The sequence below is a fragment of the Marinomonas spartinae genome, from assembly GCF_016461715.1.
Classification (GTDB): Bacteria; Pseudomonadota; Gammaproteobacteria; order Pseudomonadales; family Marinomonadaceae; genus Marinomonas; species Marinomonas spartinae_A.
The window spans coordinates 31,262-57,316 of sequence record NZ_JAEMUI010000003.1; the positions used below are offsets into that span (position 1 = coordinate 31,262).

At 44.6% G+C, this 26,055-nt stretch carries 19 protein-coding genes; 4 read left to right on the forward strand and 15 right to left on the reverse strand.

Annotation, left to right across the window (positions count from 1 at the left end; all coding sequences use genetic code 11):
• Positions 1-42 precede the first annotated feature (42 nt).
• The gene (locus tag JHD45_RS03820) at positions 43-651 is read right to left on the reverse strand and encodes a TetR/AcrR family transcriptional regulator (protein ID WP_199474917.1); all 609 of its coding nucleotides are present in this window, start codon (positions 649-651) and stop codon (positions 43-45) included.
• A gap of 174 nt (positions 652-825) precedes the next feature.
• Here JHD45_RS03820 and JHD45_RS03825 point away from each other — a divergent pair, with 174 nt between their 5' ends.
• Positions 826-2,847, forward strand: coding sequence for an NADPH-dependent 2,4-dienoyl-CoA reductase (locus JHD45_RS03825; protein ID WP_199474919.1), 2,022 nt, complete (start codon positions 826-828; stop codon positions 2,845-2,847).
• Between the two features lie 455 nt (positions 2,848-3,302).
• A complete protein-coding gene (locus tag JHD45_RS03830) occupies positions 3,303-4,205 on the forward strand; it encodes an aspartyl/asparaginyl beta-hydroxylase domain-containing protein (protein ID WP_199474927.1) in 903 nt (300 codons plus the stop codon).
• Positions 4,206-4,374: 169 nt separating this feature from the next.
• Here JHD45_RS03830 and JHD45_RS03835 read toward each other — a convergent pair whose 3' ends face one another.
• The 6 genes from JHD45_RS03835 to JHD45_RS03860 form a co-directional block, all read right to left on the reverse strand.
• Positions 4,375-5,535, reverse strand: coding sequence for an esterase-like activity of phytase family protein (locus JHD45_RS03835; RefSeq protein ID WP_199474929.1), 1,161 nt, complete (start codon positions 5,533-5,535; stop codon positions 4,375-4,377).
• Positions 5,536-5,783: 248 nt separating this feature from the next.
• Positions 5,784-6,875, reverse strand: a complete 1,092-nt coding sequence (locus tag JHD45_RS03840) for a methyl-accepting chemotaxis protein (RefSeq protein ID WP_199474932.1) — start codon at positions 6,873-6,875, stop codon at positions 5,784-5,786.
• A gap of 95 nt (positions 6,876-6,970) precedes the next feature.
• Complete coding sequence (locus JHD45_RS03845; RefSeq protein ID WP_199474934.1) at positions 6,971-8,362, reverse strand: APC family permease; 1,392 nt, start codon at positions 8,360-8,362, stop codon at positions 6,971-6,973.
• 38 nt (positions 8,363-8,400) lie between these two features.
• On the reverse strand, positions 8,401-9,693 hold the full coding sequence (locus JHD45_RS03850) for an NAD(P)/FAD-dependent oxidoreductase (protein WP_199474936.1): 1,293 nt from the start codon (positions 9,691-9,693) through the stop codon (positions 8,401-8,403).
• Between the two features lie 60 nt (positions 9,694-9,753).
• Positions 9,754-10,173, reverse strand: a complete 420-nt coding sequence (locus tag JHD45_RS03855) for a RidA family protein (RefSeq protein ID WP_199474937.1) — start codon at positions 10,171-10,173, stop codon at positions 9,754-9,756.
• A gap of 103 nt (positions 10,174-10,276) precedes the next feature.
• On the reverse strand, positions 10,277-11,416 hold the full coding sequence (locus tag JHD45_RS03860) for a tyramine oxidase subunit B (protein ID WP_199474939.1): 1,140 nt from the start codon (positions 11,414-11,416) through the stop codon (positions 10,277-10,279).
• 171 nt (positions 11,417-11,587) lie between these two features.
• Here JHD45_RS03860 and JHD45_RS03865 point away from each other — a divergent pair, with 171 nt between their 5' ends.
• Positions 11,588-12,421: a helix-turn-helix domain-containing protein gene (locus JHD45_RS03865; RefSeq protein WP_199474941.1), complete on the forward strand. Its 834-nt coding sequence runs from the start codon at positions 11,588-11,590 to the stop codon at positions 12,419-12,421.
• 97 nt (positions 12,422-12,518) lie between these two features.
• Here the strand turns inward: JHD45_RS03865 and JHD45_RS03870 are convergent, their stop codons facing one another.
• From JHD45_RS03870 to cobA, 8 genes are all read right to left on the reverse strand, one after another.
• Positions 12,519-13,259, reverse strand: a complete 741-nt coding sequence (locus tag JHD45_RS03870) for a hypothetical protein (protein ID WP_199474943.1) — start codon at positions 13,257-13,259, stop codon at positions 12,519-12,521.
• A 224-nt stretch (positions 13,260-13,483) separates the two neighbouring features.
• Positions 13,484-14,131, reverse strand: a complete 648-nt coding sequence (gene narL, locus JHD45_RS03875) for a two-component system response regulator NarL (RefSeq protein ID WP_199474945.1) — start codon at positions 14,129-14,131, stop codon at positions 13,484-13,486.
• Positions 14,132-14,167: 36 nt separating this feature from the next.
• A complete protein-coding gene (locus tag JHD45_RS03880) occupies positions 14,168-15,949 on the reverse strand; it encodes a histidine kinase (RefSeq protein ID WP_233407585.1) in 1,782 nt (593 codons plus the stop codon).
• Positions 15,950-15,966: 17 nt separating this feature from the next.
• Complete coding sequence (locus tag JHD45_RS22485; RefSeq protein WP_199474949.1) at positions 15,967-17,715, reverse strand: bifunctional protein-serine/threonine kinase/phosphatase; 1,749 nt, start codon at positions 17,713-17,715, stop codon at positions 15,967-15,969.
• Between the two features lie 155 nt (positions 17,716-17,870).
• Positions 17,871-19,337 (reverse strand): NarK family nitrate/nitrite MFS transporter, encoded by a 1,467-nt coding sequence (locus JHD45_RS03890; RefSeq protein ID WP_199474951.1) that lies wholly within the window; start codon positions 19,335-19,337, stop codon positions 17,871-17,873.
• Between the two features lie 66 nt (positions 19,338-19,403).
• On the reverse strand, positions 19,404-19,730 hold the full coding sequence (gene nirD / locus JHD45_RS03895) for a nitrite reductase small subunit NirD (RefSeq protein WP_199474953.1): 327 nt from the start codon (positions 19,728-19,730) through the stop codon (positions 19,404-19,406).
• Positions 19,731-19,770: 40 nt separating this feature from the next.
• Positions 19,771-22,311 (reverse strand): nitrite reductase large subunit NirB, encoded by a 2,541-nt coding sequence (gene nirB / locus JHD45_RS03900; protein ID WP_199474955.1) that lies wholly within the window; start codon positions 22,309-22,311, stop codon positions 19,771-19,773.
• Between the two features lie 19 nt (positions 22,312-22,330).
• Positions 22,331-23,140, reverse strand: coding sequence for a uroporphyrinogen-III C-methyltransferase (gene cobA, locus JHD45_RS03905; RefSeq protein WP_199474957.1), 810 nt, complete (start codon positions 23,138-23,140; stop codon positions 22,331-22,333).
• Between the two features lie 373 nt (positions 23,141-23,513).
• On the opposite strand from cobA, the gene JHD45_RS03910 reads away from it, so the two are divergent.
• Positions 23,514-25,991, forward strand: a complete 2,478-nt coding sequence (locus JHD45_RS03910) for a molybdopterin oxidoreductase family protein (RefSeq protein ID WP_199474958.1) — start codon at positions 23,514-23,516, stop codon at positions 25,989-25,991.
• Positions 25,992-26,055 lie beyond the last annotated feature (64 nt).

Sequence of the window (26,055 nt, forward strand, 5' to 3'; positions counted from 1 at the left end):
GTGTGCTCAATCCTCTGTATTTCTTTTATCTTCTTATTCTATTCAGGCAAGAGGGTGTTTGATTACCATCATCTCAAGCATTTGTTCTGCCATTTCGGTGACGTTTTCTTCATCAACATAGATACCATCAATTAAGAATCTGGCAAGGCCGTGTAGGCTCGCCCAGGTGGCTTGTCCTACCCTAAGCGGTGTATTACTGCTGGTCAAAACACCATTTTTTTGTAGGGCTTCCACCCAGTCTATCCAGCATTTAAAAGCCTGGCGTGATGCTAGCTTTAAGTCGTCATTAGGTGTGCCTGTTTGCCACAAGGTGCGGCCATACATAAGGTCATAGAGTTCACTTTGTTGTTGGGCAAAGTGAATGTATAAAAAGACATACTTTTTAAAGGTTTCTTCGCTATGGTCTTGCTGTTCAATCAGCTGTCTAAGCTGTTTTGTTTGCTGCTCAAAACCATTGGCTGCAATGGCACAGAGTAAAGCATTTTTATCTTTGAAATGGTGATAGGGGGCGGTGCGAGACACGCCAACGATGTCTGCTAACTTACGCATCGATAAGGCATTGGCCCCTTCTTTATGAAGCAGGTCGCTAGCGGCTTGGATTAAGGTGATTTTCAAATCACCATGATGATAGGTTTTTTTCGTTGTGGTCATGCTCGGATTAAAGCTGTTTATCTTGACAGTGTCAAAATTAAATTCTATCTTGACAGTGTCTAGATTGTTTTCGGCTTGTTAAGAGACCTCTATAAGCGAACCCAGTACGAGGTATCGAGCACAGCAGTCGTGTCGTGGTTTGTATAACAATAACATCCTTAAAAGGGCATCATTATGAGTCAGTCAGCTTATCCGCATCTCTTTCAACCATTAGATCTCGGTTTTATGCAACTAAAAAACCGCATTATTATGGGATCCATGCATTTGGGATTAGAAGAAGCCAAAGATGGCTTTCCTCGTATGGCTGCGTTTTACGCAGAGCGAGCTAGGGGCGGCGTGGCTTTGATTGTAACAGGTGGTATCGGTCCAAATGAGGAGGGAGGGGTTTACGCTGGTGCGGCCTTGATGGCAAGCGAAAAGGATGTAGACAACCATCGTCAAGTGACGTCTGCGGTCCATGCCGAAGGCGGAAAGATTTGTATGCAGATTTTGCATTCAGGCCGTTATGCTTTTACCCCAAAGTTGGTTGCTCCTTCCGCCTTGCAGGCTCCGATTAACCCTTTCCCTCCCCATGAATTAACCCAGGATGAAATTGCTAAGCAAATTGATGACTTTGTGAATGCTGCTTTATTAGCGCAAAAAGCCGGGTACGACGGAGTGGAAGTGATGGGCTCCGAAGGCTATTTACTCAATCAGTTTATCGCTGCTCGTACGAATCACCGCGAGGATGATTGGGGCGGAGAATACGAGAATCGGATGCGTCTTCCGATAGAGGTAGTGCGCCGCATTCGTGATGCGGTGGGTGAACATTTTATCATTATCTACCGTTTGTCCATGCTGGATTTGGTGGAGCAGGGAAGTACATTAGACGAAGTCATTTCCCTTGGTTTAGCGATCGAAAAAGCAGGCGCAACGATTATTAATACGGGCATTGGCTGGCATGAGGCCAGAGTGCCGACGATTGCTACTAAAGTTCCAAGAGCGGCTTTTACTTGGGTGACAGCGAAGCTTAAAGAGTCGTTAACTCTCCCTTTGGTCACCTCTAACCGGATCAATATGCCGGAGGTCGCTGAGGAAGTACTGGCTCGGGGTGATGCGGATTTGGTGTCTATGGCTCGGCCGTTTCTTGCCGACCCTGAGTTTGTGGTGAAAGCGCGGCAAAATCGAGCGGATGAAATCAACACCTGTATAGGGTGTAACCAAGCTTGTTTGGATCATGTTTTTTATCAGAAGGTCACATCTTGCTTGGTTAACCCAAGAGCCTGCCATGAGACGAAGCTTATTATTGCGCCCGCTGAAACGCCAAAGCGTATTGGCGTTATAGGGGCTGGCCCAGCTGGTTTAGCGTTTGCGACAACGGCGGCGAAACGAGGACATAAGGTCACTTTATTTGATATGGCCAGTGAGATTGGCGGGCAATTTAATATTGCTAAGCGTATTCCTGGTAAAGAAGAGTTTTATGAAACACTGCGCTATTTTAAGCGTCAAATCGCACTGACGGGTGTCACGTTAAAACTCAATACATGCGTTGATGAATCTCTATTGAATCAATACGATTTTGACGATGTGGTCATGGCAACGGGCATCTTACCAAGGGAACCGGAGATTGAGGGGATCGATCATCCAAAAGTGTTGAGTTATTTGGATGTTATGAATGGTCATGCTGTTGGTAAGCGTGTGGCGGTGATCGGTGCGGGTGGTATTGGGTTTGATATCAGCGAATATCTGATCCATGACCTATCCCATGGAGCCAAAACCATTGGTGAGTTTATGAATCAGTGGGGGGTGGATATGACCTTTCAAACCCGAGGTGGTGTGGAAGGAATGAAGCCAAACTTTCAACCAGCCGTTAGGGAAGTCTTCTTGCTACAGCGAAAAGCCTCCAAGGTCGGTGCGAATTTAGGAAAAACCACAGGCTGGATTCATCGAACTGAGCTGTTGAAAAAAGGCGTGACCATGCTTGCCAATTGTGAGTACCAAAAAATCGATGATCAAGGGTTGCACCTCACCGTGGCTGGGGAGCCGCAATGCTTAGCGGTCGACAACGTTGTGATTTGTGCGGGTCAATTACCCAATAAAATCTTAGGTGAGAGCATAAATAGACCTGTGCACTTTATTGGCGGAGCGGATGTTGCATCAGAGCTTGACGCGAAACGTGCGATAAAACAGGGCACGTTATTGGCGTGTGAGTTGTAAACACCTAGAGTATAACAGGGGCTTTACTCATGTTTATTTTTTGAGGAATGGAATTGTTTTCGTAAGTCTTATTCCCCAGCTCAGAGCTAATCTGCTATAGCCGTAATAGATCATTTCTTTTATGGCTATAGCATTGCTTGCTGGGTAAATTTTTCTGAATGCCTTTGTTAACCTGATTTACTTGAAAATTGAGTGTTATTTCGATATGTCAAATGCTTTATTTTTATTCTTATTTTAGAAGTATGTCCTATTGAATGTTTAATGTTTTTTCTAATTGTTTTCTTATTTTTCCATTTTTTTAAAAATAGTGTTTTTTCTTGAGATTTTCTTAAGTTATTCCTTTTTGTTATTTCAATAATGAGTAAAGTCAATTTGTGTTTGGAAGGTGGTTAAAATAGCATAGCCCGGATTAACCTCATGATTGAGGTGTTTTCAATACCTTGGGGGATGTATGTATGGGGGTTGCTGTTTTTCTATTGTTCGTGATGTGTGCTTTTTATGTTCAAAACCGTGGTGTGGTTAAGCATAGTAAGTTATCTCGTCGAATTACCGATCATTCCAATTTCTTAGGCCCAATTAATTGCCTATTTTATCTGTTCTCTCGCGTTAAAAAGAGCCCTTTTATTGATGTTAAAGAATTCCCTGAGCTGAAGGTTATAGAAGATAACTGGGAAATGATTCGTGATGAAGCGCTTGTCTTGAATAATTCAGCACAAATTAAGGCGTCTGATGATTTGGACGATCTCGGCTTTAATTCGTTCTTTCGTACTGGCTGGAAGCGCTTTTACTTAAAGTGGTACGGTGCCGATTTAAAGTCCGCTAAGCGGTTATGTCCCAATACAGTGGCGCTGCTATCCACTGTGCCTGGTGTGAAAGGGGCCATGTTTGCCATGTTGCCACCAGGGGCTCGTTTGGTGAAGCATAGAGATCCTTATGCTGGATCGTTACGCTACCACTTAGGGTTGGTAACCCCCAATTCTGATGACTGTCATATTGTCGTTGACGGTATACAGTATTCTTGGCGGGATGGTGAGTCTGTTATGTTTGATGAAACTTTTATTCATTATGCCGAAAATAAAACAGAGCAAAATAGAATTGTGCTATTTCTAGATATTAAACGACCAGTTAATTTATTTTTAGTGGATTGGTTTAATGAGTTTTTGTCTTACACATTGTTGTCTGCCTCGGCAACAAAGAATGTAAAAGGAGACAAGGTTGGGCTTCTAAATAAAATTTTTGCCTACGTATATAAAATAAGGATAGTTGGTAAAAAAATTAAAGCCTTTAATAAACCTTTATATTACTTTCTACAATACGCATTATATGTTTACCTTATTTATATTATCTTTTTTAAATAGTATAAAGCTAATGTCTTTTTTTGATTTTCAAGGTTGTTTAATCGTAAAAATAGGAAAACGAACTAAATGCTTTTAGGCATAAGCGTTTTCACTATAAAGGCGACCTCCCCTGATTAGCTTCTTTAGCAAAGGGAGGTCGTAAGGAAATGGGATGGATTCTCCTATTTCCTTAGTTTACTGGCCGATTTAAGCCAGGACGTTTTAGTACTTTAAAGGCTAGAAATTGGTTGGTTTCATGTTTATTAAAGTTGTTATCCGCTTCAATAATCAGCACTTCCTGACCCGCTTTCGTTTTGCCGATGGTAATGCCTTCTAGATTATCTGGCTTGATTCCTAGAGCACGAATGTTGAGCACTAGGGTTTTGCGTACAGGGACGATACGTTGTTTGCTGTGGATTAAAGAGGCAATGTTAGACACGTCAGTGGCGCCGCTAATGTCCACCAAAAACAGCTTGGCATAATTGCCGACACCCTCAGCCCAGCCGCGCTCTAGTGCTAGGTAATGGGTGTTATCTAGAGCATAAATTTCCGATACGCCATTATCATTTCCCCCTTTGGAGGTTGCCGCTGCTTGAGGAATAGGGCTGACAGGATAAACATATTCAGCTTTGGGTTTACCTGTTTGGGCATCGTAGCGAATAATTCGAGCGAGACTGCCATGCAATAGACTGGAGATTGGACCATCTTGGTAGAGAGCGGTTTCCATGCCAATCAGAATGTCTCCGTCTGGCAAGACGGTGGAACCTTCAAAAGCGAGATTGTCTCGAATACCAGATTTATGGTTTTTGGTTGGCGCAAAGCCTTTAGGCAGAGTAAATTCTCTTATAAAGTGGCCATTCATATCGGCGATGCGGACAAAAGGGGGAATCTCATGGCTACCCCAGCCTTCACTTGTCCAAAGGACTTTACCATTGAATACTCGGATGGATTCAGAGTCTGCCATCATTTTGCCAAATGGTTTGCCTTGTTTGGTAAGGAGTGTGGTGGATTTGAGAATATGCACCGCTTTAAGACCCTCTTTGGTAAAATCCAGACTCAGGGTGTAAAAACGAGTAGGTCCCTTTTCTGACCGATCATCGGAAATGGCAATATAATGTCCCGTCTGGGGATCATAGTCGATCCCGGAGAGCCCACCGACCTCTACATTCTGAAAAAACGTGTCAGTTGGTACATCCACTTCACCAAAGTAAGACAGCTCAAACGCATTTTGGCATTCTCCAAAAGGGCAAGGAGTGCTGATTTTAGTGCCTATTTCAAGCGCTTGGGCCGTCATAGCGGAGCCAAGCAGTAGACCGAACAAAACGGTGTGTAATAATTGCTTTTTCATCATTAAATCTCACTAATGCCAGTCTGAAGAAAGAACTCAAGAGATCTCTAATACAGGGTAACCATTTCTCTTGTCAACTTTATGACTAGCATTTTGTGAGGGAAACCATGCTGGCTTCTACCAAGTTTAATCGTGTCACGGGATAGACGGATGAATACCCCGCGACCAAAATCTTGGTGATTCCACATCGGGAAAAATCATAGATGACCTTGCCTATGAGATGACGTCAGTCTCTAAAGAGAAGGGTTACTTCAATCTTGGATTTGTTTAAATAGGTAACTCTGGATCTGTTGCATATGTTGGTAGATGTTTATGATGTGTTGCACCATGTTCTCTTGCAGTTGCGCTAAGTATTCAGAGCTATGGGTTGCAGTTTGTGTCAGCTCCTTTGCTATCTCGTTTAAAGTAGACAATTCATTGTCGATTTTAAGAAAATCGGAGAGTGAACGGAAGTTAAACTCATTGTCTGTACCTTGGTAATACCAAGTACCGAAATCCGTCTCCTTGATGTCTCTAAAGGCGCTTGGTGTTTGGTTGCTTAAGGCGGGGATAAGGTAGGACAGTTGCCATTGGTTAAGTTCTAGCAGACAGGCAGAGCCATGGGCAAAGACCATGGAATGGTAGCCCGCAGACATCATATTTTCAGCATCTTGCGCGGTGAGGCGGAAGGATTGATCAAGCTGTTCGCAACTCTGACTGGCATCTGATACTGAGCGATACAGTATGTCGATTTGACCGCTGACCGCGTTGGTATGGCCATCAATTTTTTGCACCAAGGTCGAAATCTGCTCGCTGGAGTCTCGAGCTTTGTTAGCCAGTGTTCGAACTTCGTCTGCCACAACCGCAAAGCCTCGTCCATATTCGCCGGCGCGAGCGGCTTCAATGGCGGCATTGAGTGCTAATAAATTGGTCTGTTCAGAGATGCTTTGGATAATGTTGGTGAAGCTTTTAATGTCATTGGTAATGTTTTTGAGATTGTTAACATCGTCAAGATTGGATTGGGTTTTGTTGGCAATCTCCGTTAAAGAGAGGGTGAGTTTAGCAATATCGGATTTGTTGTCAGCAATTTTTTGGTTGCTGCCTTCCGATGCACTCATGGGCTCAAATAGATATTCAGAAACTTGTGTGATCGCATTGAGAGCTTGGTTAAGAAGAGGTTGCTGGGCGAGTAGTAAACGCTCATCAAGCGTTTGTTGTGGTGAAGTGTTTTGATGTTTCTCTTTCTGCTGGCGTAATTCTTCCTTGAGATGATGAATCTCCTGTTCTAAAGCGATTTTTTCAGTGTTTACTTCCGCTAACTTGTTTTGCAAAGCCTCAAGGTTTTTCTTTTTACTAAACAGCATAGGCAGGTCCCGTTAACTTAACAGCGATAACAATATATTGAAAAAGCAAAACGCCAGTGGCTAGAAAAGTCAGCTGACGTTTTGAAGTGGGAGTATTAATCCATATCAGGCTCGAATAGCCCTCGCTTCATATAGAACTTCACCCAGAGAGCAGCGATCACACAAATCACCGCCAACATGCCCCCAGCAATGCTATACACCATTTTGGTCATATCTGGTGACGGAGAGTTATTCAGCGCTACGTACGCCATGGCCACAATTCCCAGAATTTGTGGTATTGGGAAGAAAGGTGTGCGATAAGGGCGCTTGTGATTTGGCATACGGCGACGCAAGACGATGACATCAATGTGTGCAATGATGTAAGCCAACAAATAACTTGTGGTGGCCGCTATTACAAAGACAATCAAAGAGTCTATAGTCATCAATAAAAAAGGAATGACGCTTAGAACGGCCATCATCACAATGCCCACCCAAGGTGAACCAAAGCGGTTGGTCGCTTTTAGAATAGGAAAAGCTTGTTTGTCGTGTGCCATACCGTGAAGCATACGTGGGAGTGCTGCAAAAATGGTATTTACGGTACTACAGGTCGCTGTCAACGCCATAACGGTGGCAATGATTAAACCTCCTTTACCAAATACGGCATTCGCATAATTTAGATAAGGAATGGGGGATTTCAGCAGCTCGTCCGTATTTAAGTATAAGCTCGCGCCGTAAACAAACAGGGCGAAGATACAGAAGATAGCGAACAAAGAAAGACGCATGGCTAGAGGAATGTTTTTCTCTGGGTTCTTCACTTCATTGATCATAGGACAGATGTATTCAGAGCCCACGAACAGCCACATAGCCAAGGCAATTAAACCAATAAAACTGCCGTTGGTTACTCCAGAGAAGCCCCAATCGACTGTTGTACCCGTTAATAGAGGATGCGGTTCTGGGCTGCCTGAAACGGCCGCTAAACCAACAAGAATTAAGGCGCTGACCATAATAAAAGCCAAAACGTTCTGAACTTTGGAAAAAACATCGGTACCGATAATGTTGGTAATGGCCAAAATTGCTACGATCAGAATTGGGATCAGTTTTTCAGGGAACATGCCAGGCAGCAGCTGACCAACCATGGCATCCACTAGGAATAATTCGACGGGCAAGGCCAGGGTAGCGACGACGACATAGCCTGCAAACACCGAAACGATGGCAGGAAAATGACCAATGGCTTTTTGCGTGTAAGTCGCCAGTGTTCCTTCTTGTGGAAACATCAAGGACAACTCAGAAAAGCTCATGGCATTAAATTGTGCGATGATCAACGCCGCCAGCATGGCAAAGATAAAGCCCATGCCACCTAGACCAATACCTTGCATCGCAGAAATCATTGCCCCTTGGACAATAACCACACCAATACAAGTTGCCATCATGGTGAGCAGACCGATCTTTCTGCTCGACGACATGCCTTGACTTGTCGGTATTGCATTTATGGTTGATGTATCACTCATTGTTCCGTTCCTCTTATGATTAAAATCTTAGGTCGATTTTAGAGACGATCAAAGCGATAAGGGCTTGGATCGATTAATGGTGTTGCGTTGGATACTAAGTCCGCAGCTAACTCCCCTGCAGCGGGTCCTGTTCCAAAACCGTGGCCAGAAAAACCTGTCGCAACGGTTAATCCAGGGATTTTTTGAACATGATCAATCACAGGGTTTGAGTCAGGGGTGACGTCAATCACACCTGCCCAAGCTTCTTCTGGCTCGGCTTTTTCAAAAGCGGGCCAAGCATTACAAAGGTTGTTGAACGCATCTTGGTTAAGGTTGGCATTGAAATCTGGATCTAAGGTGCGGATCTTTTCGAATGGTGACACCTTGTTGCCTCCCCAGCGTCGAGCAAGGGCAAGGTCCTTAATAAAGTGACGACCAAAAGAAATATTCAAAAAGCCGCGTTGAGTGCGAAGTTGATCCATATAACGGCGACCAATCAGCAAGTGATCCAGCGTGATGGGGGCATCAAGCTTGCCGCGCTGGGTGATAATAAAACCACCGTCTTTATGTTTTCTAAAAGAGAAATCAGGACCGCCCACGGCGATATCAGTCGGGCCTTCCATCGGTTTGGTTCTAAATACAGAACAAATCAACGGTAGTGTCGGCAGCGACACACCCAAATTGCCGAGGAAGCGACGTGACCAAGCACCACCCGCAAGCAGTACGCGATCACAGCGGATTTCCCCTTTTTCAGTGACGACACCAGAGACTTTGCCTGCGCTCATGGAGAGGGTGCGAACGGCACAGTGCTGAATCAAAATAGCCCCTTTTTTCTGGGCTGCTTTCGCCATGGCAGGCACCGCTATCGAAGGTTCAGCACGACCATCTGATGCGGTGAAAATTCCGCCTTCCCAGTGGCCTTGACCACCCGGTACTTTTTGGCTGATTTCTTTAGCGCTTAATATTTTGGAACCGAGCTCTAATGACTCAACGGATTTTAGCCAGCTTTCATGCATTGCAAGCTGCGCTTGGGTTTTAGCAAGGAACATGATGCCCGCTTGTTTGTAGCCAACTTCTTGGCCTATGCGGTTTGGCATCTCTGCCCATAGTCGATCCGCTTGCATGGCCAAAGGCACATCATCAAAATGGCGATTGGTTTTACGCACCCAGCCAAGATTACGGGAAGATTGCTCGCCGGCTATGTGACCTTTCTCCAACAACACCACTGGGATATTGCGTTCAGCAAGGGTGAGTGCAGCTGTGACCCCCACAATGCCGCCACCAATGATCACCACACTGGTGCTTTTGGGGAGCTGATCTTGTGTTTCAATTGCGTCGAGTGTTTTTGTCATAGCACATTTCCAGATGATGAAAGAGAGTATTTGCAGAGAATAAACAATGCAAAACTCCGGTTAAGCCAATTTGATTTCCTGAACGTCTGCTTTGGCTGCACCACGATACGCGGTGACTTCCAGCTCCACTTTGTAGACAGTTGAACCCAGCGGCGGGCAAGTCACGGTTGTGGCTGGATTAACACCTTTAAACTGAGTGCCGATGAATTCCATGACGGCGTTTGTGTCTTCTGGGTTTTGGATAAATACACGGGACATCACTACGTCCCCAAGAGATGCATCTACGGTCGCTAATGCACGCTCGATATTGGCGAAGACTTGTTTTGTCTGCTCAATCACGTCTTCTGGTATTTCTTGCGTGACAGGGTTTCGGCCCGCTGTGTTGGAGACAAAAATCCAGTTATCCACTTCGACTAAACGGGAGTAGCTGGCGATTTCTTCGAACTTAGAACCGGTTTTTACTTTTACAATGCTGGTCATTTTTCTTCTCAAATCTCTTGTAAGTTGGTAACGAGATACACTGTAAGCAAGCCCCTATTTAGGCATAGGCGCTTGCTTAGCCGCTATTAGCGAGTCGTTGCTGTTAGCGAAGTGCTGGTGTATCCCAAAGATTGAGTTTGATACCAATGTTTTTCTCGATAGCATTGCGGTAAACCACTGTAGCCCATGCCACATCTTCCACTGGCATACCGCCCACTGACATGATGATGATTTCTTCATCGTTTAGGCGGCCGGGAGCTTCTCCAGCGGTGATTTTGCCGATGTCTTCCAACTCTTCTAGCGTCAGCTTGCCTTCCGCAATCATGTCCATGAAGCGAACGCCAGGGAGTGGAATATAGTTGTGGGCAGGTTTTGGTACTTCATGATACCAAGCTTGGTATAAGCCGGTGTTGTCCAAGACTTTACGCACATCTTTTTGTTCCATGGCATCGTCTAAGCTGCAATAAGCTGGCATCGCAAGAAAGGTGCCTGGTTTCACCCACTCACGTTTGACGATTGGATAAGTAGATGGGTCACCTGTTTCGCCTGAATTACAATAAGTGACGATGTCGGAGTCACGTACCACGTCTTCTAGGGTATCGACCACTTGAATATTCGTGACTTGTGGGTAATTCTCGTTTGTCCATTTCACAAATTCATCCAAGCTTTTTTGACCGCGACCTTTTACTTTAATGGTGTCGATCCCTGGGCAAGCGGCGATAAAGGCTGCAACTGCTGTTCTGCCCATGACGCCAGGGCCAAGTAAGCCAATGACTTTAGAGTCTTTACGTGCAAGGTGGCGAGCGCCAACACCTGGAACTGCGCCTGTACGATAAGCCGATAGTAGGTTAGCTGACATATAAGCCATCGGAGCACCCGTATCGATGTCATTCAAAATAAACATTAGGATAGAGCGTGGAAGGCCTTTTTCACGGTTGGCAATGTTGGAGCCATACCATTTTACCCCGCAGGTTTGGAAGCTACCGCCAAGGTAAGCGGGCATGGCCATTAAACGGCGGTCCGCAGTGGGTTTTGGCATCGTTGGAAAAGGAGATTCGTCAGGGAAAGTGATCATAGAACCATGAGAGTCGCTATTGGGGCCCGCCATACGATAGTCGCCTTTGTAGAGCAGGGTGAACATCTCTTCCATGGTATCGACACAACTTGGCATGTCCGTGACACCAGCTTTAATCATGTCTTGTTCTGACAGGTAAATAAAATCAATCTTAGTATCTTCTGACATAGCAACACCTATTTTTTGTAGAGTGGTTTTTGAAACGATTTATTTGATCCTAGTCAGGTCTTTGTTTGGCGTATTGAATTTTTGCGACATGGATAAAAATAGTTTTACCGCAATTTTTTGGCATTGGGTTTGCTACATAACAACAAAGTGTTCTCATTAATGGGTGGGGTTATGTCAAAACATGCGCTGGTAAATCGTCTTGCGGAAATCCGTTCTAAGCAACCTTGGTTGGTAATGAGTGCAGCGAAAAACTTCTATCTGTCTAGATCGGATAATCCGGCCATTTCCCATTATTATAGTTTTGAAGTGAATGACTCTAACGAACAGATATTCGCTATTCCCGACGGCTGTGTGGACATCTTATTTGACTGCGATAGCAGCCATCCTACAGCGGAAGTGTTTGGGACGCCGATGGCGGCGATTGATATCGAATTGAGGAGTCATCATCGCTATTTCGGTGTGCGCTTTGCGTCGGGGGTTGTGCCTGATTTTTTGCAGGTATCTGCGGAAGAATTAATAGAGCATCACTATAATTTTATTGAAGTGATTCCTGAATCAAATCAAGTATTTGAGAATATTGTTAAGCAGGAAAATTTCACCGATCAAGTGGCGCTTTTTAAACAGTTTTACAATGGTCAAAAAACGCGTCAATACTCTTCTTTGACGGTGCAGGCGGTGAAGACGATTTGTGAAACCAAAGGCAGTGTTCGAGTGGAAGAATTGGAAGATTTAACGGGCTTCTCGACACGCACGATACAGCGCCAATTTAAAGCGGATTTGGGTATGTCACCAAAGGCCTTTAGTCGTATTATTCGCTGCCAATCTGCCGTGTATAATATCAATCACAATGACCAAGTCACCTTCTCAGACCTTGCTTGTGATCTTGGCTTTAGTGATCAACCACACTTCCTTAGGGAGTTCAAAAAGCTGGTTAATACCACGCCAATGGCTTACCAAAACCGTGTCAAAGAGCAAAGTTATCTTGACCGTATTCGATATGTTTGATTTAAAATGGTGCTTACTAAGATGAATCTTGCTCTTTTGTAGTGCATTGAGTGGTTTTTTGGGAAAAAACCACTCAATCCGTAATAATGGCCTAACCTTAAAAAGACAATAATAAACCGACACCCCATTCAGTCGAGTTATTATCCGGCTCAACATATACTTCTCCACCGCTTATTCCCGTGTTTGATTGCTTTACATCCCAATGTTTGTAAAAAGGTTGGATCGTTACGGCGGTTATATTGGAGAGGGCTCTCGTAAAATCGACGCTCATTCTGTAGCCAGATCCACTATTTTGTTTGAAGTGAAGATCGTTATTGCCAGGAATAGAGCTTAAATAGGTGTGATTTCTACCAGCGATAAAATAATCGTATTCCAATCTAGCGCCAAGACGCCAATTTCCACTTAGGACACCATTTAGAATCTCAATACCTATTGGGCTGTACCAGTAAACCTGTTCGCGTTCATAACCAATATAATTGGTTGTTGTGATCATGTCTTTGGAGTTATCGTTTAAATTACGATAGCCCAAACCAATGTAAGGGGTGACTCTGTAACCAGACTGAAGATATAGGTCACGGCCCAACATGCCACGCACTTCTAATATCCTGTCTGGTACGTTGTTCATCTTTCCACTACCGTCGTAATCCACATCGCCTTCTGAATACATTAGGTCTAGCAAGATAGCCCGTTCATTGTTGCGCAGAGAAAGCTGACCTTTTAAGCCTGTCATCAGGCCTTTTTCTGTCATGACTCCAGGTTCTTTATAAGTAATGGATGAAGCATAAATGCCGAGTTTCACGTCGTGGCTAGCACTCGCAGCAAATGTATAAGAACTCATTCCCAAAAACATCAAAGTAACAACTTTTGTACCCATAGCGCACTCTACTTTTGTGATAGATACCCCATCATATAAGAAACTATTAGAGAGAACTATCGTCAAATTTAGACTGTTATAACTGGCAAGAGCCAGTCCGCCATGAGGTGTAGGCATTTCGTTTTAGTTTGTTATAGGGTTAATTTAGATGTGATAGGACGAATGTATTAAAAAGCGGATATCACTATCTAATGGTGTTTCGTGTCGATCAGTAAAACGGCCGCTTCTAATCGAGAATGAAGGTTGAGTTTTTTTAATAAATTTTTGACATGTACCTTAACCGTCGTTTCTTTTATCTTGAGTTTATTGGCAATGGATTTATTGCTCATGCCTTTTGTTAATAACGCTAAGATTTGATGTTCACGTTCAGTGAGCTTTTTTAAGAGGTCTTTTTGAGGTTCTTGTGGTTTGCTCCAAGACTCCGTGATGACGGTGGTTAACCGGTCAGAAAGCGCCAATTTACCCAGCGTTGCCTGCTTGATACTGTGGATGATATCTTCTGGCTCCATGTCTTTTAATAAATAACCATCGGCCCCATTTTGCATAGCGGCCAGTACATCGTCTTCATTATCGGATACGCTGAGGATGATAATTTGTGATGTGACTCCTTTCTCTCGCATTATTCGTAGGGTTTCAATGCCATCTATGCCTTGCATATTAAGATCAAGAATAATCAAATCTGGGTTATCTTTTAGAGCGGTGTCAATTGCCTCTCGACCTGAGCTAAATTCGTTAATAATGTCTAAGTTGTCTTCAAAACTGATGAGTCTTTGTAAGCCTTTGCGAAATAGAGGATGATCATCAACGATCATTATGGTGGTAACTGTTTTATTCATAGTTGCTCTCTTTTTCGTAAGCGATGGTTTAAAAAGCTATTGACTTAAATAGCTTGGCATAAAGGTTAAATCGATTTGCGTACCACAGGGTTCAATTTGACCGATATTCAGTGTCCCCGCTAATGAATGACAACGCTCTTGAATGATTTCCATACCGTAGTGATTCAGTTCAGGCCCAGACTGGGCGATACCAATACCATTGTCTTTGATTAATAGTTGTACGGATTTATTGTCATTCTCAACCACAGAGACAGCAATAAATGTGCCTTGTGAGTGATTCAGCGCGTTTTGTACCGCTTCTTTGGCAATCTGTAGTAAGTGGATTTCTTCGTTTGGCGTGAAAGGTACATGTCGACAGTCATAGTGAACATGGATGTCAATATCACTGTGTTTTGATAGATGGTCGATGGTATCGCTTAGGGCAACCTGTAAGCCGCCATTGCCAATTTGTAATCGGAAGGTGGTGAGCAATTCTCGTAGCTGCCGATAGGCGGAAATCAGTCCCTCTTTCAGTTCAGAAACGGGGGTTAAAACCCGTTCACTAACCGGTTCCTTCTGAATGCCTTTCTCAATACAGGCCACTTGGAATTTTAAATAAGATAGGGATTGTGCCAACGAATCGTGCAGTTCTCGTGCGATGATGGCTCGTTCATCCAGTAAAGCAAGGCGTCGTTCTTGGTTCAGTTGGTAAGACAAACTTAAGGCAATGGCTAATTGATCTACCAAGGATTGTACGAGGTCTTTTTGCCACGCTTGCAATGTTTGGTTGTCTACAGTGGCGGCAAGCACTTCGCCATAGTGAAAATCGTTGCGTTGTATGGGAAAGCTTGTATCGACGCTTATCGCTCTTTCGTCTTTTTTATCGGAAGGCGTCGACACAATATGTTGATAGGGGGTGGCGTTGTTATCTGCAAATAGCTTGAGTTCAAGTTTTTGCAGCATGCTGATGTGACAGAGCTCATCGAGAATTTGGTGAAAGTTTAAGTGGCCGTTATGGGAGTGGTTGACTTGCTGTGCCACGTCATAAAGAAAGGTGAGTATTTTATTATTGCGACTTAGCTCTTGTGTTTTGTTGGTTATCCTCTGCTCCAGATCCTGATGGATGGTTTGCATACTTTGATTGGCTTTATTTAATGTGTTGGATAGTAGACCTAATTCGTCCTCGCGTTCGACCTGAGAGCGTTGACTCCAATCGCCTTTTGATGAGGCGTTGGCAACACGAGTTAATTCCCGTAGCGGACGGGCAATGTGCTTATGAATAGAGTACAAAGACAGCAAAATTAGGATTAAAGCGATGGATAGAGTGGCAGATTGAATGATCTTGAGAAGGATTAAGCGCTTTTCTAGCAGTTTCTGATAGCCATAAACCAACTCATTGATTGAATCCACAAAGGCTTCTACCTTGGGTAGAAATTGCTCGAGTTTAAAGTCCGTTGTTGCGTTGGATAAGGTTGGTTTTATGACCGTTTGCCATTGTGTTTCAATGTTATTGTAATCCTGTTGTAGCTTGATCTCTTTAAAGCGAATGAAGTCTTTGGTGAGCAGTGGGTCATGGAACAGTATGTCAAAGTGCTGAATCAATTGTTGTACTTTTAAGTGATTCTGGGGCGTTGGTGATTGTTCCATGACGGCAACCTGGGTAAAAATGCGATAGCTCATCATCCGCAGAGAACCAGACAGGTTGATGGTTTTGCCATCGAACTCGCTGATTTGAGACATATACATGGATGAAAATGTACTGATAAATACCATCAAAATCAGGCTGATCATCATGGACGTAATTCTGAGGACGATGGAGCGGCTGAATTTTTGTAGCATCAAGATGTGTTCCTGTACTAATGGTATAAGGGAGATGGTGCAAGTAATAATAGGCCTTCTAAAACGGCGATCAAGACACTAACAAAGGTGAGTATTTTCCAAACTAAAATCGGGTTGCGTCTTAATAGCGGGGTATTTCTTGGATTATTGATCAGCCGCTCATTGGGGATGGTGATGTCTGTGATGAAATCGCCAAGCGCTTGGTGGCGCTGTTTGGGATTCGGGGCGGTAGCTTTTTGTAGGGCTAAATCCACCCAGAGTGGGATGTCTGATCGGTCATTTTGGATAGAACGGTATTGCCATTTAGCACGGCGTGCACTCTGAATGTTCTGTGATGTAGGTGTTTTATAGGGGAGTGCGCCGCACAACATCTCATAACCTATGACACCAATGGAGAATAGATCTGAGAGAATCGTGCTCTGTCCCGTATTGATGTATTCAGGCGCGGTGTAGTTTATAGAGCCGAGTGGTACATCGCTTGTTTGGAATGGCTGAGCTTCACGTAACCCTTGGGCATCCACTGTACCAAAGTCGATAATTTTTACTTCGTGGTGTTTGGTCAGCATGATGTTTTCGGGTTTAAGGTCACGATGAACCATATTGGCACGCTGTAATACCCGCAGGGCGCGAACCAGTTCATCCAATATTTTTCTGACACTATCAAGGGGTGGCATTGGGTGATCGTACATCCATTGGCGTAGCGTCATCCCATCAATAAACTCGCTAATTTGGTAGAGAAATTTTGTGTCTTTAGGGGATGGATACATTTTCATCAAGCGGGGGCTGTTTAGCTGGCTGGCAATCCAATATTCATTTGCAAAATACAACAGCGCCTGTTGATCGTCGAGATGGTTCATTGAAGGGGCTTTTAGGGTACGAAGGGCTCCATTAGCGGTGTCGGTGACCAAATAAACATGACTGCGTGAACTCTCATGGAGGGTCTTGATAACCTGAAAGCCATCCACAGTTTGGCCTGTTTTGAGTACGGGGAGCGGTTGTCTGTTCAGTAGCTGCTGCTGGTGTTCTAATAGACTTTTATTAGGCAAGTTGAGAATACGTAACACGACACAGCTAGCATTGTCTTGACTGCCATTTTTCAGTGCTGTTTGGCATAAAGTACGACTGATGGTTTCCAATGAGGTTTTTTCATTCAGGGCTTTTTTTATTTCGTTAGCACTGAGGAAACCATGACTACCATCTGTTGTTAGGAGTAGAAGATCTTCCTGTCTTAGATCCAGGGTTTGGTAATCGACTTCAATATGTTCATCCATGCCCAAAGCACGAGTTAAGTAATTGTGTTGAGAGCGGTTATGTCGTAGATGATCACGAGTCAGTTGGGTTAATGTTTGTTCGCGATAAAGGTAGATACGACTGTCGCCAATATGAAAGAGGTGGGCCGTGTTGGATTTAATAACGACGGCACTCAATGTTGTGATCATGCCGTTGTGTTGTAGTTGGTCTTTGCCCTGTGAGAAAAGCCAAGCATTCAGGCTTTTTAACAAACTGTGCACCGAACTTTGCACGCTCCAGCTGATTGGGGTGGCGTAATAATCCATAATAAATTGTGACGTGGCTGTGTGGCTGGCTTGTTGTCCTTGTTGGCTGCAACTGACGCCATCGGCAATACATGCCACGATGCCTTTATAAACTAACTCATCCTGGTTAGTTGGCTGTTTGATAATAAAAGCATCTTGGTTCTCACTACGAATCCCTTGTAAAGAGCACCCAGCAAAGTCAACGCATTGTGGTTGTTTATCATTGCTCACGGTAAGGTATCCTAATACATCTAGTTCTTACTTAATTTGGATAACGAATAACATTCGATGGTAAGTGACTGTGGTTATTTGTTCGCGATGGAGAACCACCAAGTAAAGCAAAAGGTGGTGATTATGCATGTTATCACCACCTTGCTATCGCATCGTTAAGAGACGTTAATCATTGTGACAGTCCCATCCGCATTAATTTCGGCAATTTCTCCCTGCGGTTCTTCCATAAAAAACAATGTTAGAAACCCGATGACGGCGGTTGCAGCAATAACGTAGAAGAAGGTTTGATAACTGACAAAGGAGAGTATTGTTAAATATACGACGGATCCGACGTTACCATAAGCCCCTGTCATCCCCGCTATTTGCCCTGTCATACGACGTTTGATCAGTGGTACGGTAGCAAAGACAGCCCCTTCACCAGCTTGCACGAAGAAAGAGCAAGCCATAACCGCCGCAACGGCGAGGCCGATAGGCCATGAACTGTTGACTTGAGCCATTAATAAGTACCCTAATGCTAGGCCAGCGGTTAGAACAATTAGGGTCGTTTTTCGGCCAAATTTGTCCGATAGAATACCACCACCAGGACGAGACATTAAATTCATAAAGGCATAGGAAGAGGCTACCATCCCAGCCATAACTGGGGTTAAGGTAAAGGTATCGGAGAAGAACAATGGCAACATGGAGACCACAGCGAGTTCAGAGCCAAATGTGGCAAAATACAAGCCATTTAGCACCGCCACTTGCTTAAATTTATATTGGTGGATTGGCTCAACAGGTGTGGTGAAAATGTTTTTATTAACCTGCCAAACCTGCTTCACTTCCAGTAGATAGATGGCAATAAGTACAGCATCAATGGCATAAACAACATCTTGTCCAATCATGTTGATACCACTTGGTGATAGCTTCCACGCTAATAAGGCCAGTACCGCGTACATGGGGATTTTCATGATCAACAGAAAGAAGAAGTCGCCTTTGGAAGTGACTTCCATGGCCGATAAATGTTTAGGCCGAAAATAGGTTGAGCCTTTGGGGGTGTCTGTCACATTTAGATAAAACACAACGGAGAATAGTAAACTCATCACACCTGTTAGTGCCGTCGCATAACGCCAACCATTCTCACCGCCAAAGACAATCGCCAGTGTGGGTAAAGAGAACGCCGCAGCGGCGGAACCAAAGTTTCCCCAGCCGCCATAAATACCCTCTGCTGTGCCCAGTTGGTTATGGGGAAACCACTCAGAGACAAGTCGAATGCCAATCACAAAACCCGCGCCAATAAAGCCTAATAAAAAGCGTGCAATGGCAGCTTGTAAAAAGGTATCGGCAAACGCAAACATAAAACAAGGTATTGAGCAGATCGCTAAGAGTGCTGAATAGACTATACGAGGCCCAAACCGATCCGTTAGCATGCCAATAAAAACACGGGCTGGGATGGTGAGCGCAACGTTAAGAATGAGCAGTGTTTTTATTTCTTGATTGGACAGTCCAAGGGTGCTTTTGACCATCTCTAACATGGGGGCAAAGTTGAACCACACCACAAAGGTGATGAAGAAAGCCATCCAACTTAAATGGAGAATTTTCATTTTTCCGGTAAAACTGAACAGTGAGAATTTAGAGTGTTCCATGCTGTGTTCCTATCTTTTATCAAAGATCATAAGTGATGACATGTTCTGATGAATTGTTTGGTTTCATTATTGATGTATTTGAACCAGGCCGCTGTTTTGTCGGACCTTGTACACGTCAATGTGCACACTAGGATCTTCAAGGCAGGTACCTGTTTGCAGATCAAAATGCTGTTTATACAGAGGTGAGGCGACACATAGTTGGTCACCAATCGAGCCAATAATGCCTCGGGATAAAACGTTCGCTTTGCCTATGGGGTCATAGTTAGATATGGCATATAAGGCATCCGTTCTTTTGTGGAAAAAAATAGCGACTTGTTTCTCTCCCACTTTCGCGCAAACGCCAGTATTGGGCGCAATGTCTGTGATGTTGCAAATGGTTAGCCAGTTATTCATGACCATTCCTCATTTAATATAGGGTTAAGTAGCAAAATGATTAGGCCGTAACAGGCTTATCTATCTCTAACGTATTGCCTTTTGGAGCGGGGGATTTTTGATGTCTAATCTCGATAAATTGCACGCCATCATCGCGCTCTGAGCTGTTAATAAAGTGGTGAAAACGTTGGCGTTTTTCTGGCGACTCCAGTGTGGTTTTCCATTCACATTGATATTTAGAAATACTGTCGACCATTGCTTGTTCGAGCTCCGCCCCTAGTCCTAACTTATCGTCAATAATGACGTCTTTTAGGTAGTCGATGCCGCCATCAAGGTTTTCTAGCCAGACAGAGGTGCGTTGTAATCGGTCAGCCGTGCGAATGTAGAACATCAATAGTCGGTCGATATAACGAATTAAGGTCGTCGTATCGAGGTCTGTCGCAAAAAGATCCGCATGACGAGGGCGCATGCCTCCGTTTCCACAGATGAATAAATTCCATCCTTTGTCCGTGGCGATCACACCAATGTCTTTTGATTGGGCTTCAGCGCATTCGCGGGTGCAACCGGAGACCGCAAACTTCAATTTATGTGGTGATCTCAATCCTTTGTAGCGATTTTCTAAATCGATTGCGCACCCCATGCTGTCTTGAACGCCATAGCGACACCAGGCGCTGCCAACGCAGGATTTGACGGTACGCAGTGATTTGCCATAGGCGTGGCCTGTTTCAAACCCAGCATCTACCAGACGTTGCCAGATGGCAGGTAAATCGTTTAATTGGGCGCCAAATAAATCGATACGCTGACCTCCCGTTATTTTGCTGTATAAGTTAAAATCGCGGGCGACTTCGCCGAGGACAATTAAACGTTCAGGGGTGATTTCTCCTGCTGGAATGCGGGGCACTACGGAGTAGGTTCCATCTTTTTGCATGTTCCCTAGATAAAGGTCATTGGTGTCTTGAAGCTCCAAATGTTCTTGCTGCAAAATATAGTCATTCCAAAACGACGCTAAGATGGAGCCGACGGTTGGTTTGCACACTTCGCAACCATGACCCTTACCATAGCGAGTCAGTAATGCCTCAAATGTTTTGATTTTTTGTACACGAATAAGATCACTGAGTTCTTGGCGGGAATAAGCAAAATGTTCGCATAGGTGATTGTTGACTTCGACGCCCAGTTTTGCTAACTCGCTATCGAGCACTTGTTTGGCTAAAGCACTGCAGCCACCGCATCCCGTTGAAGCATTGGTGCTTGCTTTTAGATCCGACATATTGACACAGCCACTGATCACGGCCTGTTTAATCGCCGCTTTAGACACATCAAAACACGAACAAATCATAGCTTTATCTGGTAACGCTTCCACACCGATGGCCGCAGAATCATCATTGACTAGGTTTGGTAGAATCAGTACCGAGGGATTGTCTGGCAGAGGCATATCGTTTTGGCGAATTTGCAATAAATTGGAATAGGCTTGGGCATCTCCGACTAATACGGCTCCAACGATTTTCTTTTTGTCAGAGGAAACAATTAAGCGCTTATAAACTTGTGTAATATCATCTTTGTATGTGTAGGAGAGGGCACCTTCGGTTTTACCGTGAACCTCCCCAATACTGGCCACATCGACCCCCAGTAATTTCAGTTTGGTGCTCATATCGGCACCGTTAAACGATGTGGCCTGTTCGGGAGAGAGAATGTGCTGGGCAGCGACTTTCGCCATTTGATAACCAGGTGCGACGAGCCCAAAAATTTGCTGTTGCCATAAGGCACACTCACCAATAGCGTAGATGTTGGCATGGTTAGTTTGGCAATATTGGTTTATTTCAATGCCACCACGCTCACCGACGGTGATTCCCGCCGCTCTCGCCAATTCATCTTGTGGGCGGATACCAGCCGAAAAGACGATCATGTCGGTTTCAAGATGGCTGCCATCGTTAAAGTTCATGCGATAACGTAAGGTTTCCCCAGCCACGATTTCGGTGGTGGCTTTTTGGGTATGAACCTTCACTCCCATCGCTTCAATTTTACGACGGAGTAGATCGCCGCCTTCTTGGTCCAGCTGTACTGCCATGAGACGCGGCGCAAATTCCACCACATGGGTTTCAAGGCCAAGGTTTTGGATGGCGTTTGCTGCTTCTAAACCCAGTAGGCCACCACCAATCACCACGCCAACACCACTTTGTTGACTGGAGCGTTCGATGGCGTCCAGATCTTCAAGGGTACGGTATACATGGCAGTGCTCTTGGTCATTACCTGATATAGGAGGAACAAAAGGATAAGAACCTGTGGCAAGCACCAGTTTGTTATAGGACTCTACTCTGCCTGACTCGGTTGTGACGGTTTGAGCAAGTGGGTCGATTTGCGTTACTTTATCATTCAGACTGAAATGTACCTGATGCTGTTGGTAGTAATCAGCATCGACTAGCGCAAGATCTTGTGCGCTACTGCCCGTTAGATAAGAGGTAAGGTGAACTCGATCGTAAGCTAATCTTGGTTCACCGCTAAATGTCATGATATCGACTGCGTGATGGTCCGCTTGAATGAGATTATCAATCAACTTATTGCCTACCATACCGTTACCAACGACTAAAATTCTTTGCTTTTTCATAAGAAGTTCCTTTTCCAAATTAGGCCGTTAAAGGTAAGTATAATGCAGGGTAATCATGTTGCTTTTGATCAAGGCTGGCTTTTAGTGATGCCATTTGTTCGGCAATCGTAATGACTTTGCCGATCACAATAAGCGCAGGGGACTCTATGTGCTGGCGTTCTGCCAAGTCGGCTAATTCGTGTAACTCTCCGAGCAGATTACGTTGCGCTTTGGTACATCCTTTCTCGATGATGGCAACAGGCATTCGTTTATTCATACCATGTTGCAGCAGTTGGGTTTGAATCTGTCGTGCTTTGGACAACCCCATATATATAACCAAGGTTTGATTAAGCTGAACCAGAGCTTGCCAATCGATGCTTAACTCTTTATCGGCGTGAGCCGTAATGAAAGTGCAGCTTTGTGATAGGCCGCGATGGGTAAGGGGGATGTCGGCATAGGTGGTGCAGCCAGACGCCGCCGTTATACCTGGAACCACGTCGACTTGGATGCCGTGTTCCGTAAGAAAGAGCATTTCTTCGCTGCCCCGACCAAAAATGAAAGCGTCACCTCCTTTAACGCGACACACCCTTTTTCCTTGAGTGGCGTACTTTAGCATCAGGGTATTGATGTCATCCTGACTCATGCTGTGACAGCCTTTGGATTTGCCCACAAAAATTGGCAAAGCCGTCGCAGGAAAGGTGGTTTGAATGGCGTCGCTTACCAAATTATCAAAAATTAAAATGTCGGCTTTTTGTATTGCTTTGACGGCTTTCACTGTCAGTAATTCTGGATCGCCAGGTCCGGCACCGACGAGAGAAACGGTGCCGTTCATCGAATATGTGCTCATCATTCTTATGCCTCTATGGTTGGTCTTTGCTAAGCTTGATAGGGCAATATGGATGCCATGTTTTAATTTCTAGATGGGGTGTTTGATTTTTTCCTTTTATATCAATGCATTAAAATATTGTTTTTTCATGTTCGTTGTATTTTTTGGGGATTTTTTGAAAAAATTTTCAGCGTGGCAAATGTGTAAATCATGTGCGTGTCAGCCTTTTTCTAGGGCAAATTACCCACAAGTGAGTAGTTGATAAAATGCTGAAAAAAGAGCTATTTCAATGACGATATTTTCTCAAACCGTAGAGAAAATGGCGGGATGCTGCGGATTTAAAACGTTGGTCTATAAATTGCTAAATCGATCAGGATGAAACGATAAGAGAACGATTATGATTAACGATGAAGGTTGGATTAAATCAACATGTGCTTACTGTGGGGTTGGCTGTGGTATAGAAGCTCGCCCTATGATAACTGGAAAACTCGATATCCGAGGAGATAAAGATCATCCATCCAACCACGGTAAGTTATGCACGAAAGGCATTGCGTTGGGGGATACCGTTATCGAGGATGGTCGTTTGTTAATGCCAAAAATGAAGATCGATAAGCAATGGCAGGAAACGGATTGGGAGACGGCGTTGGATCATGTGGCTCAGCAGTTTTCCAAGACTGTGGCGGAGTTTGGTCCAGATTCTGTGGCCTTTTATGTCTCGGGCCAGCTGTTGACTGAGGATTATTACGTCGCCAATAAATTACTTAAGGGCTTTATTGGTACCAGCAATATTGATAGTAATTCTAGGCTCTGCATGGCCTCGTCTGTGGTTGGCCATAAGCGTGCGTTTGGCATGGACACCGTCCCTGTGTGCTATGACGACATTGAACTTGCTGAGCTGGTTATTTTAGTTGGTTCTAATTTGGCATGGTGCCATCCTGTTTTATACCAGCGATTACGTGTCGCCAAACAAGCTAATCCGAATTTAGTTGTGGTGGTGATTGATCCTCGTCGTAATGAAAGCTGTGAAATAGCGGACTCACATTTGGCATTAAATCCAGGGGCGGACGTGGCCTTGTTTAATGGTTTATTACACTATCTTGCTAAAACGCAACAGCTTGATGCGTCCTTTATCGCCGATCATACAAACCATTTTTCCGAGGCGCTGGAGGCCGCGCTCAAAGAAGGCGATGTCCCTTATATTACTGGCTTGGATGAGCAGACATTGACAGGCTTTTATGAGAGGTTTGCGAAGACGGATAAGGTATTAACGATTTATTCCCAAGGGGTGAATCAGTCCACTCAAGGCTCTGATAAAGTGAACAGCATCATTAACTGTCATCTCGCTATGGGCAAAATAGGTTTGCCTGGTTGTGGGCCGTTTTCCGTGACAGGTCAACCGAATGCAATGGGGGGACGAGAAGTAGGGGCGTTGGCGAATACGTTAGCCGCGCACATGGAGTTTGATGACCCTAAAGATAGGGAGGCCGTGGCAACATTTTGGCAGACTCAGCGTCTTGCCTCCAAGCCGGGTCTAAAGGCGGTAGATATGTTCGATGCGCTAGCCTCCGGCAAAATTAAAGCGATTTGGATTATGGCGACAAATCCTGTCGTCAGCTTGCCTGATAGTGCGAAAATCAAACAAGCATTATTGGATTGTCCGTTGGTTGTGGTGTCTGATTGCATAGCAGATACCGCGACCACACGTTGTGCCGATATAGTATTGCCCGCGCAAGGGTGGAGTGAGAAATCGGGCACTGTTACCAACTCAGAACGGCGCATATCAAGGCAGCGTCGTCTTATGGCCAGTCCGGGACTCGCTAAACCGGATTGGTGGATTTTATCCCAAGTTGCCCAGCGTATGGGATTTAAAGAGGCTTTTGACTATCGCCATGAAGGCGATATTTTTCGTGAATATGCCCAGCTTACCGGGCTAAACAATGATTCTGGTCAGCGTGACTTAAATCTAACCGGATTGGCGAATGTGTCTGATGAAGAGTATCAATCTTTTCAACCACAGCAATGGCCTGTTACAGAATACCAAGGCGTTCCTCAAACCCAGCGATTTTTTGAGGATAAACGTTTTTTTACGGCCAACCATCGGGCTAACTTTCTTGCCGTGCAGCACAGTGCGCCTAAAAATCCACTATCGAAAGCCTTTCCTTTGGTACTTAATAGTGGCCGCACGAGAGATCAATGGCATACCATGACACGCACGGGGTTGTCTGCTCGACTGGCTGAGCACACCCCTGAGCCTTATGTCTTGATTAATGCCAAGACTGCCGTCGCCTTTTCCCTTCATCCTGATGCGTTGGCCTGTATCAGTAATCAACATGGGAGCTGTTTTGCCCGTGTGGTGCTCAGTGAGTCAATGGGTGACAATGAGATTTTTATGCCAATCCATTGGAATGATGTCACCGCAGCAAACAGCAAGCCTTGTGTGTTGATCGCAAGCGATACAGACTCTGTTTCAGGACAGCCCGAGTTTAAATACACCCCTGTGACTATTGCGCCTTTTATGGCTCAGACCAGTGCTCTTTTGATGGTTCGTCAGGCGGTCGCACTTTCTTTGACTGGGTATTGGTCCAGACAAAAAATCACTTCGGGCTATCTCTATCACGTTGAGAGTGAGTCTTCTTTAGAGGAGGTTATCAAAGCGTTGAGTTTTTGTGATGGACAAACTATCCGTTTGAGCCATGAGGGCGGAGACATTCGGATGGGGTTTGACCAAGACGGCATAATGAATCAGCTACTCGTGACTAAGACAGGAGCGCTTTCTAGGAATAGGATAGATGAACTGTGTGCGCTCTTCGATACACAACCTGAAGCCAGCGAGTTAAACGAATCGTTGGGCATGATTCAAGCGGTATTCGCCTAATAATTAGCCAAATCATCCTTTGAAATAAGGAGCATTTGGTATGATAATCACCCAGTTACTGATT

Excerpts from the sequence above, each read along its gene's own strand:
- JHD45_RS03820 (WP_199474917.1), bottom strand. The coding sequence starts at position 651 with ATGACCACAACGAAAAAAACCTATCATCATGGTGATTTGAAAATCACC.
- JHD45_RS03825 (WP_199474919.1), top strand. The coding sequence starts at position 826 with ATGAGTCAGTCAGCTTATCCGCATCTCTTTCAACCATTAGATCTCGGT.
- JHD45_RS03830 (WP_199474927.1), top strand. The coding sequence starts at position 3,303 with ATGGGGGTTGCTGTTTTTCTATTGTTCGTGATGTGTGCTTTTTATGTT.
- JHD45_RS03835 (WP_199474929.1), bottom strand. The coding sequence starts at position 5,535 with ATGATGAAAAAGCAATTATTACACACCGTTTTGTTCGGTCTACTGCTT.
- JHD45_RS03840 (WP_199474932.1), bottom strand. The coding sequence starts at position 6,875 with ATGCTGTTTAGTAAAAAGAAAAACCTTGAGGCTTTGCAAAACAAGTTA.
- JHD45_RS03845 (WP_199474934.1), bottom strand. The coding sequence starts at position 8,362 with ATGAGTGATACATCAACCATAAATGCAATACCGACAAGTCAAGGCATG.
- JHD45_RS03850 (WP_199474936.1), bottom strand. The coding sequence starts at position 9,693 with ATGACAAAAACACTCGACGCAATTGAAACACAAGATCAGCTCCCCAAA.
- JHD45_RS03855 (WP_199474937.1), bottom strand. The coding sequence starts at position 10,173 with ATGACCAGCATTGTAAAAGTAAAAACCGGTTCTAAGTTCGAAGAAATC.
- JHD45_RS03860 (WP_199474939.1), bottom strand. The coding sequence starts at position 11,416 with ATGTCAGAAGATACTAAGATTGATTTTATTTACCTGTCAGAACAAGAC.
- JHD45_RS03865 (WP_199474941.1), top strand. The coding sequence starts at position 11,588 with ATGTCAAAACATGCGCTGGTAAATCGTCTTGCGGAAATCCGTTCTAAG.
- JHD45_RS03870 (WP_199474943.1), bottom strand. The coding sequence starts at position 13,259 with ATGAGTTCTTATACATTTGCTGCGAGTGCTAGCCACGACGTGAAACTC.
- narL (WP_199474945.1), bottom strand. The coding sequence starts at position 14,131 with ATGAATAAAACAGTTACCACCATAATGATCGTTGATGATCATCCTCTA.
- JHD45_RS03880 (WP_233407585.1), bottom strand. The coding sequence starts at position 15,949 with ATGCTACAAAAATTCAGCCGCTCCATCGTCCTCAGAATTACGTCCATG.
- JHD45_RS03890 (WP_199474951.1), bottom strand. The coding sequence starts at position 19,337 with ATGGAACACTCTAAATTCTCACTGTTCAGTTTTACCGGAAAAATGAAA.
- nirD (WP_199474953.1), bottom strand. The coding sequence starts at position 19,730 with ATGAATAACTGGCTAACCATTTGCAACATCACAGACATTGCGCCCAAT.
- nirB (WP_199474955.1), bottom strand. The coding sequence starts at position 22,311 with ATGAAAAAGCAAAGAATTTTAGTCGTTGGTAACGGTATGGTAGGCAAT.
- cobA (WP_199474957.1), bottom strand. The coding sequence starts at position 23,140 with ATGATGAGCACATATTCGATGAACGGCACCGTTTCTCTCGTCGGTGCC.
- JHD45_RS03910 (WP_199474958.1), top strand. The coding sequence starts at position 23,514 with ATGATTAACGATGAAGGTTGGATTAAATCAACATGTGCTTACTGTGGG.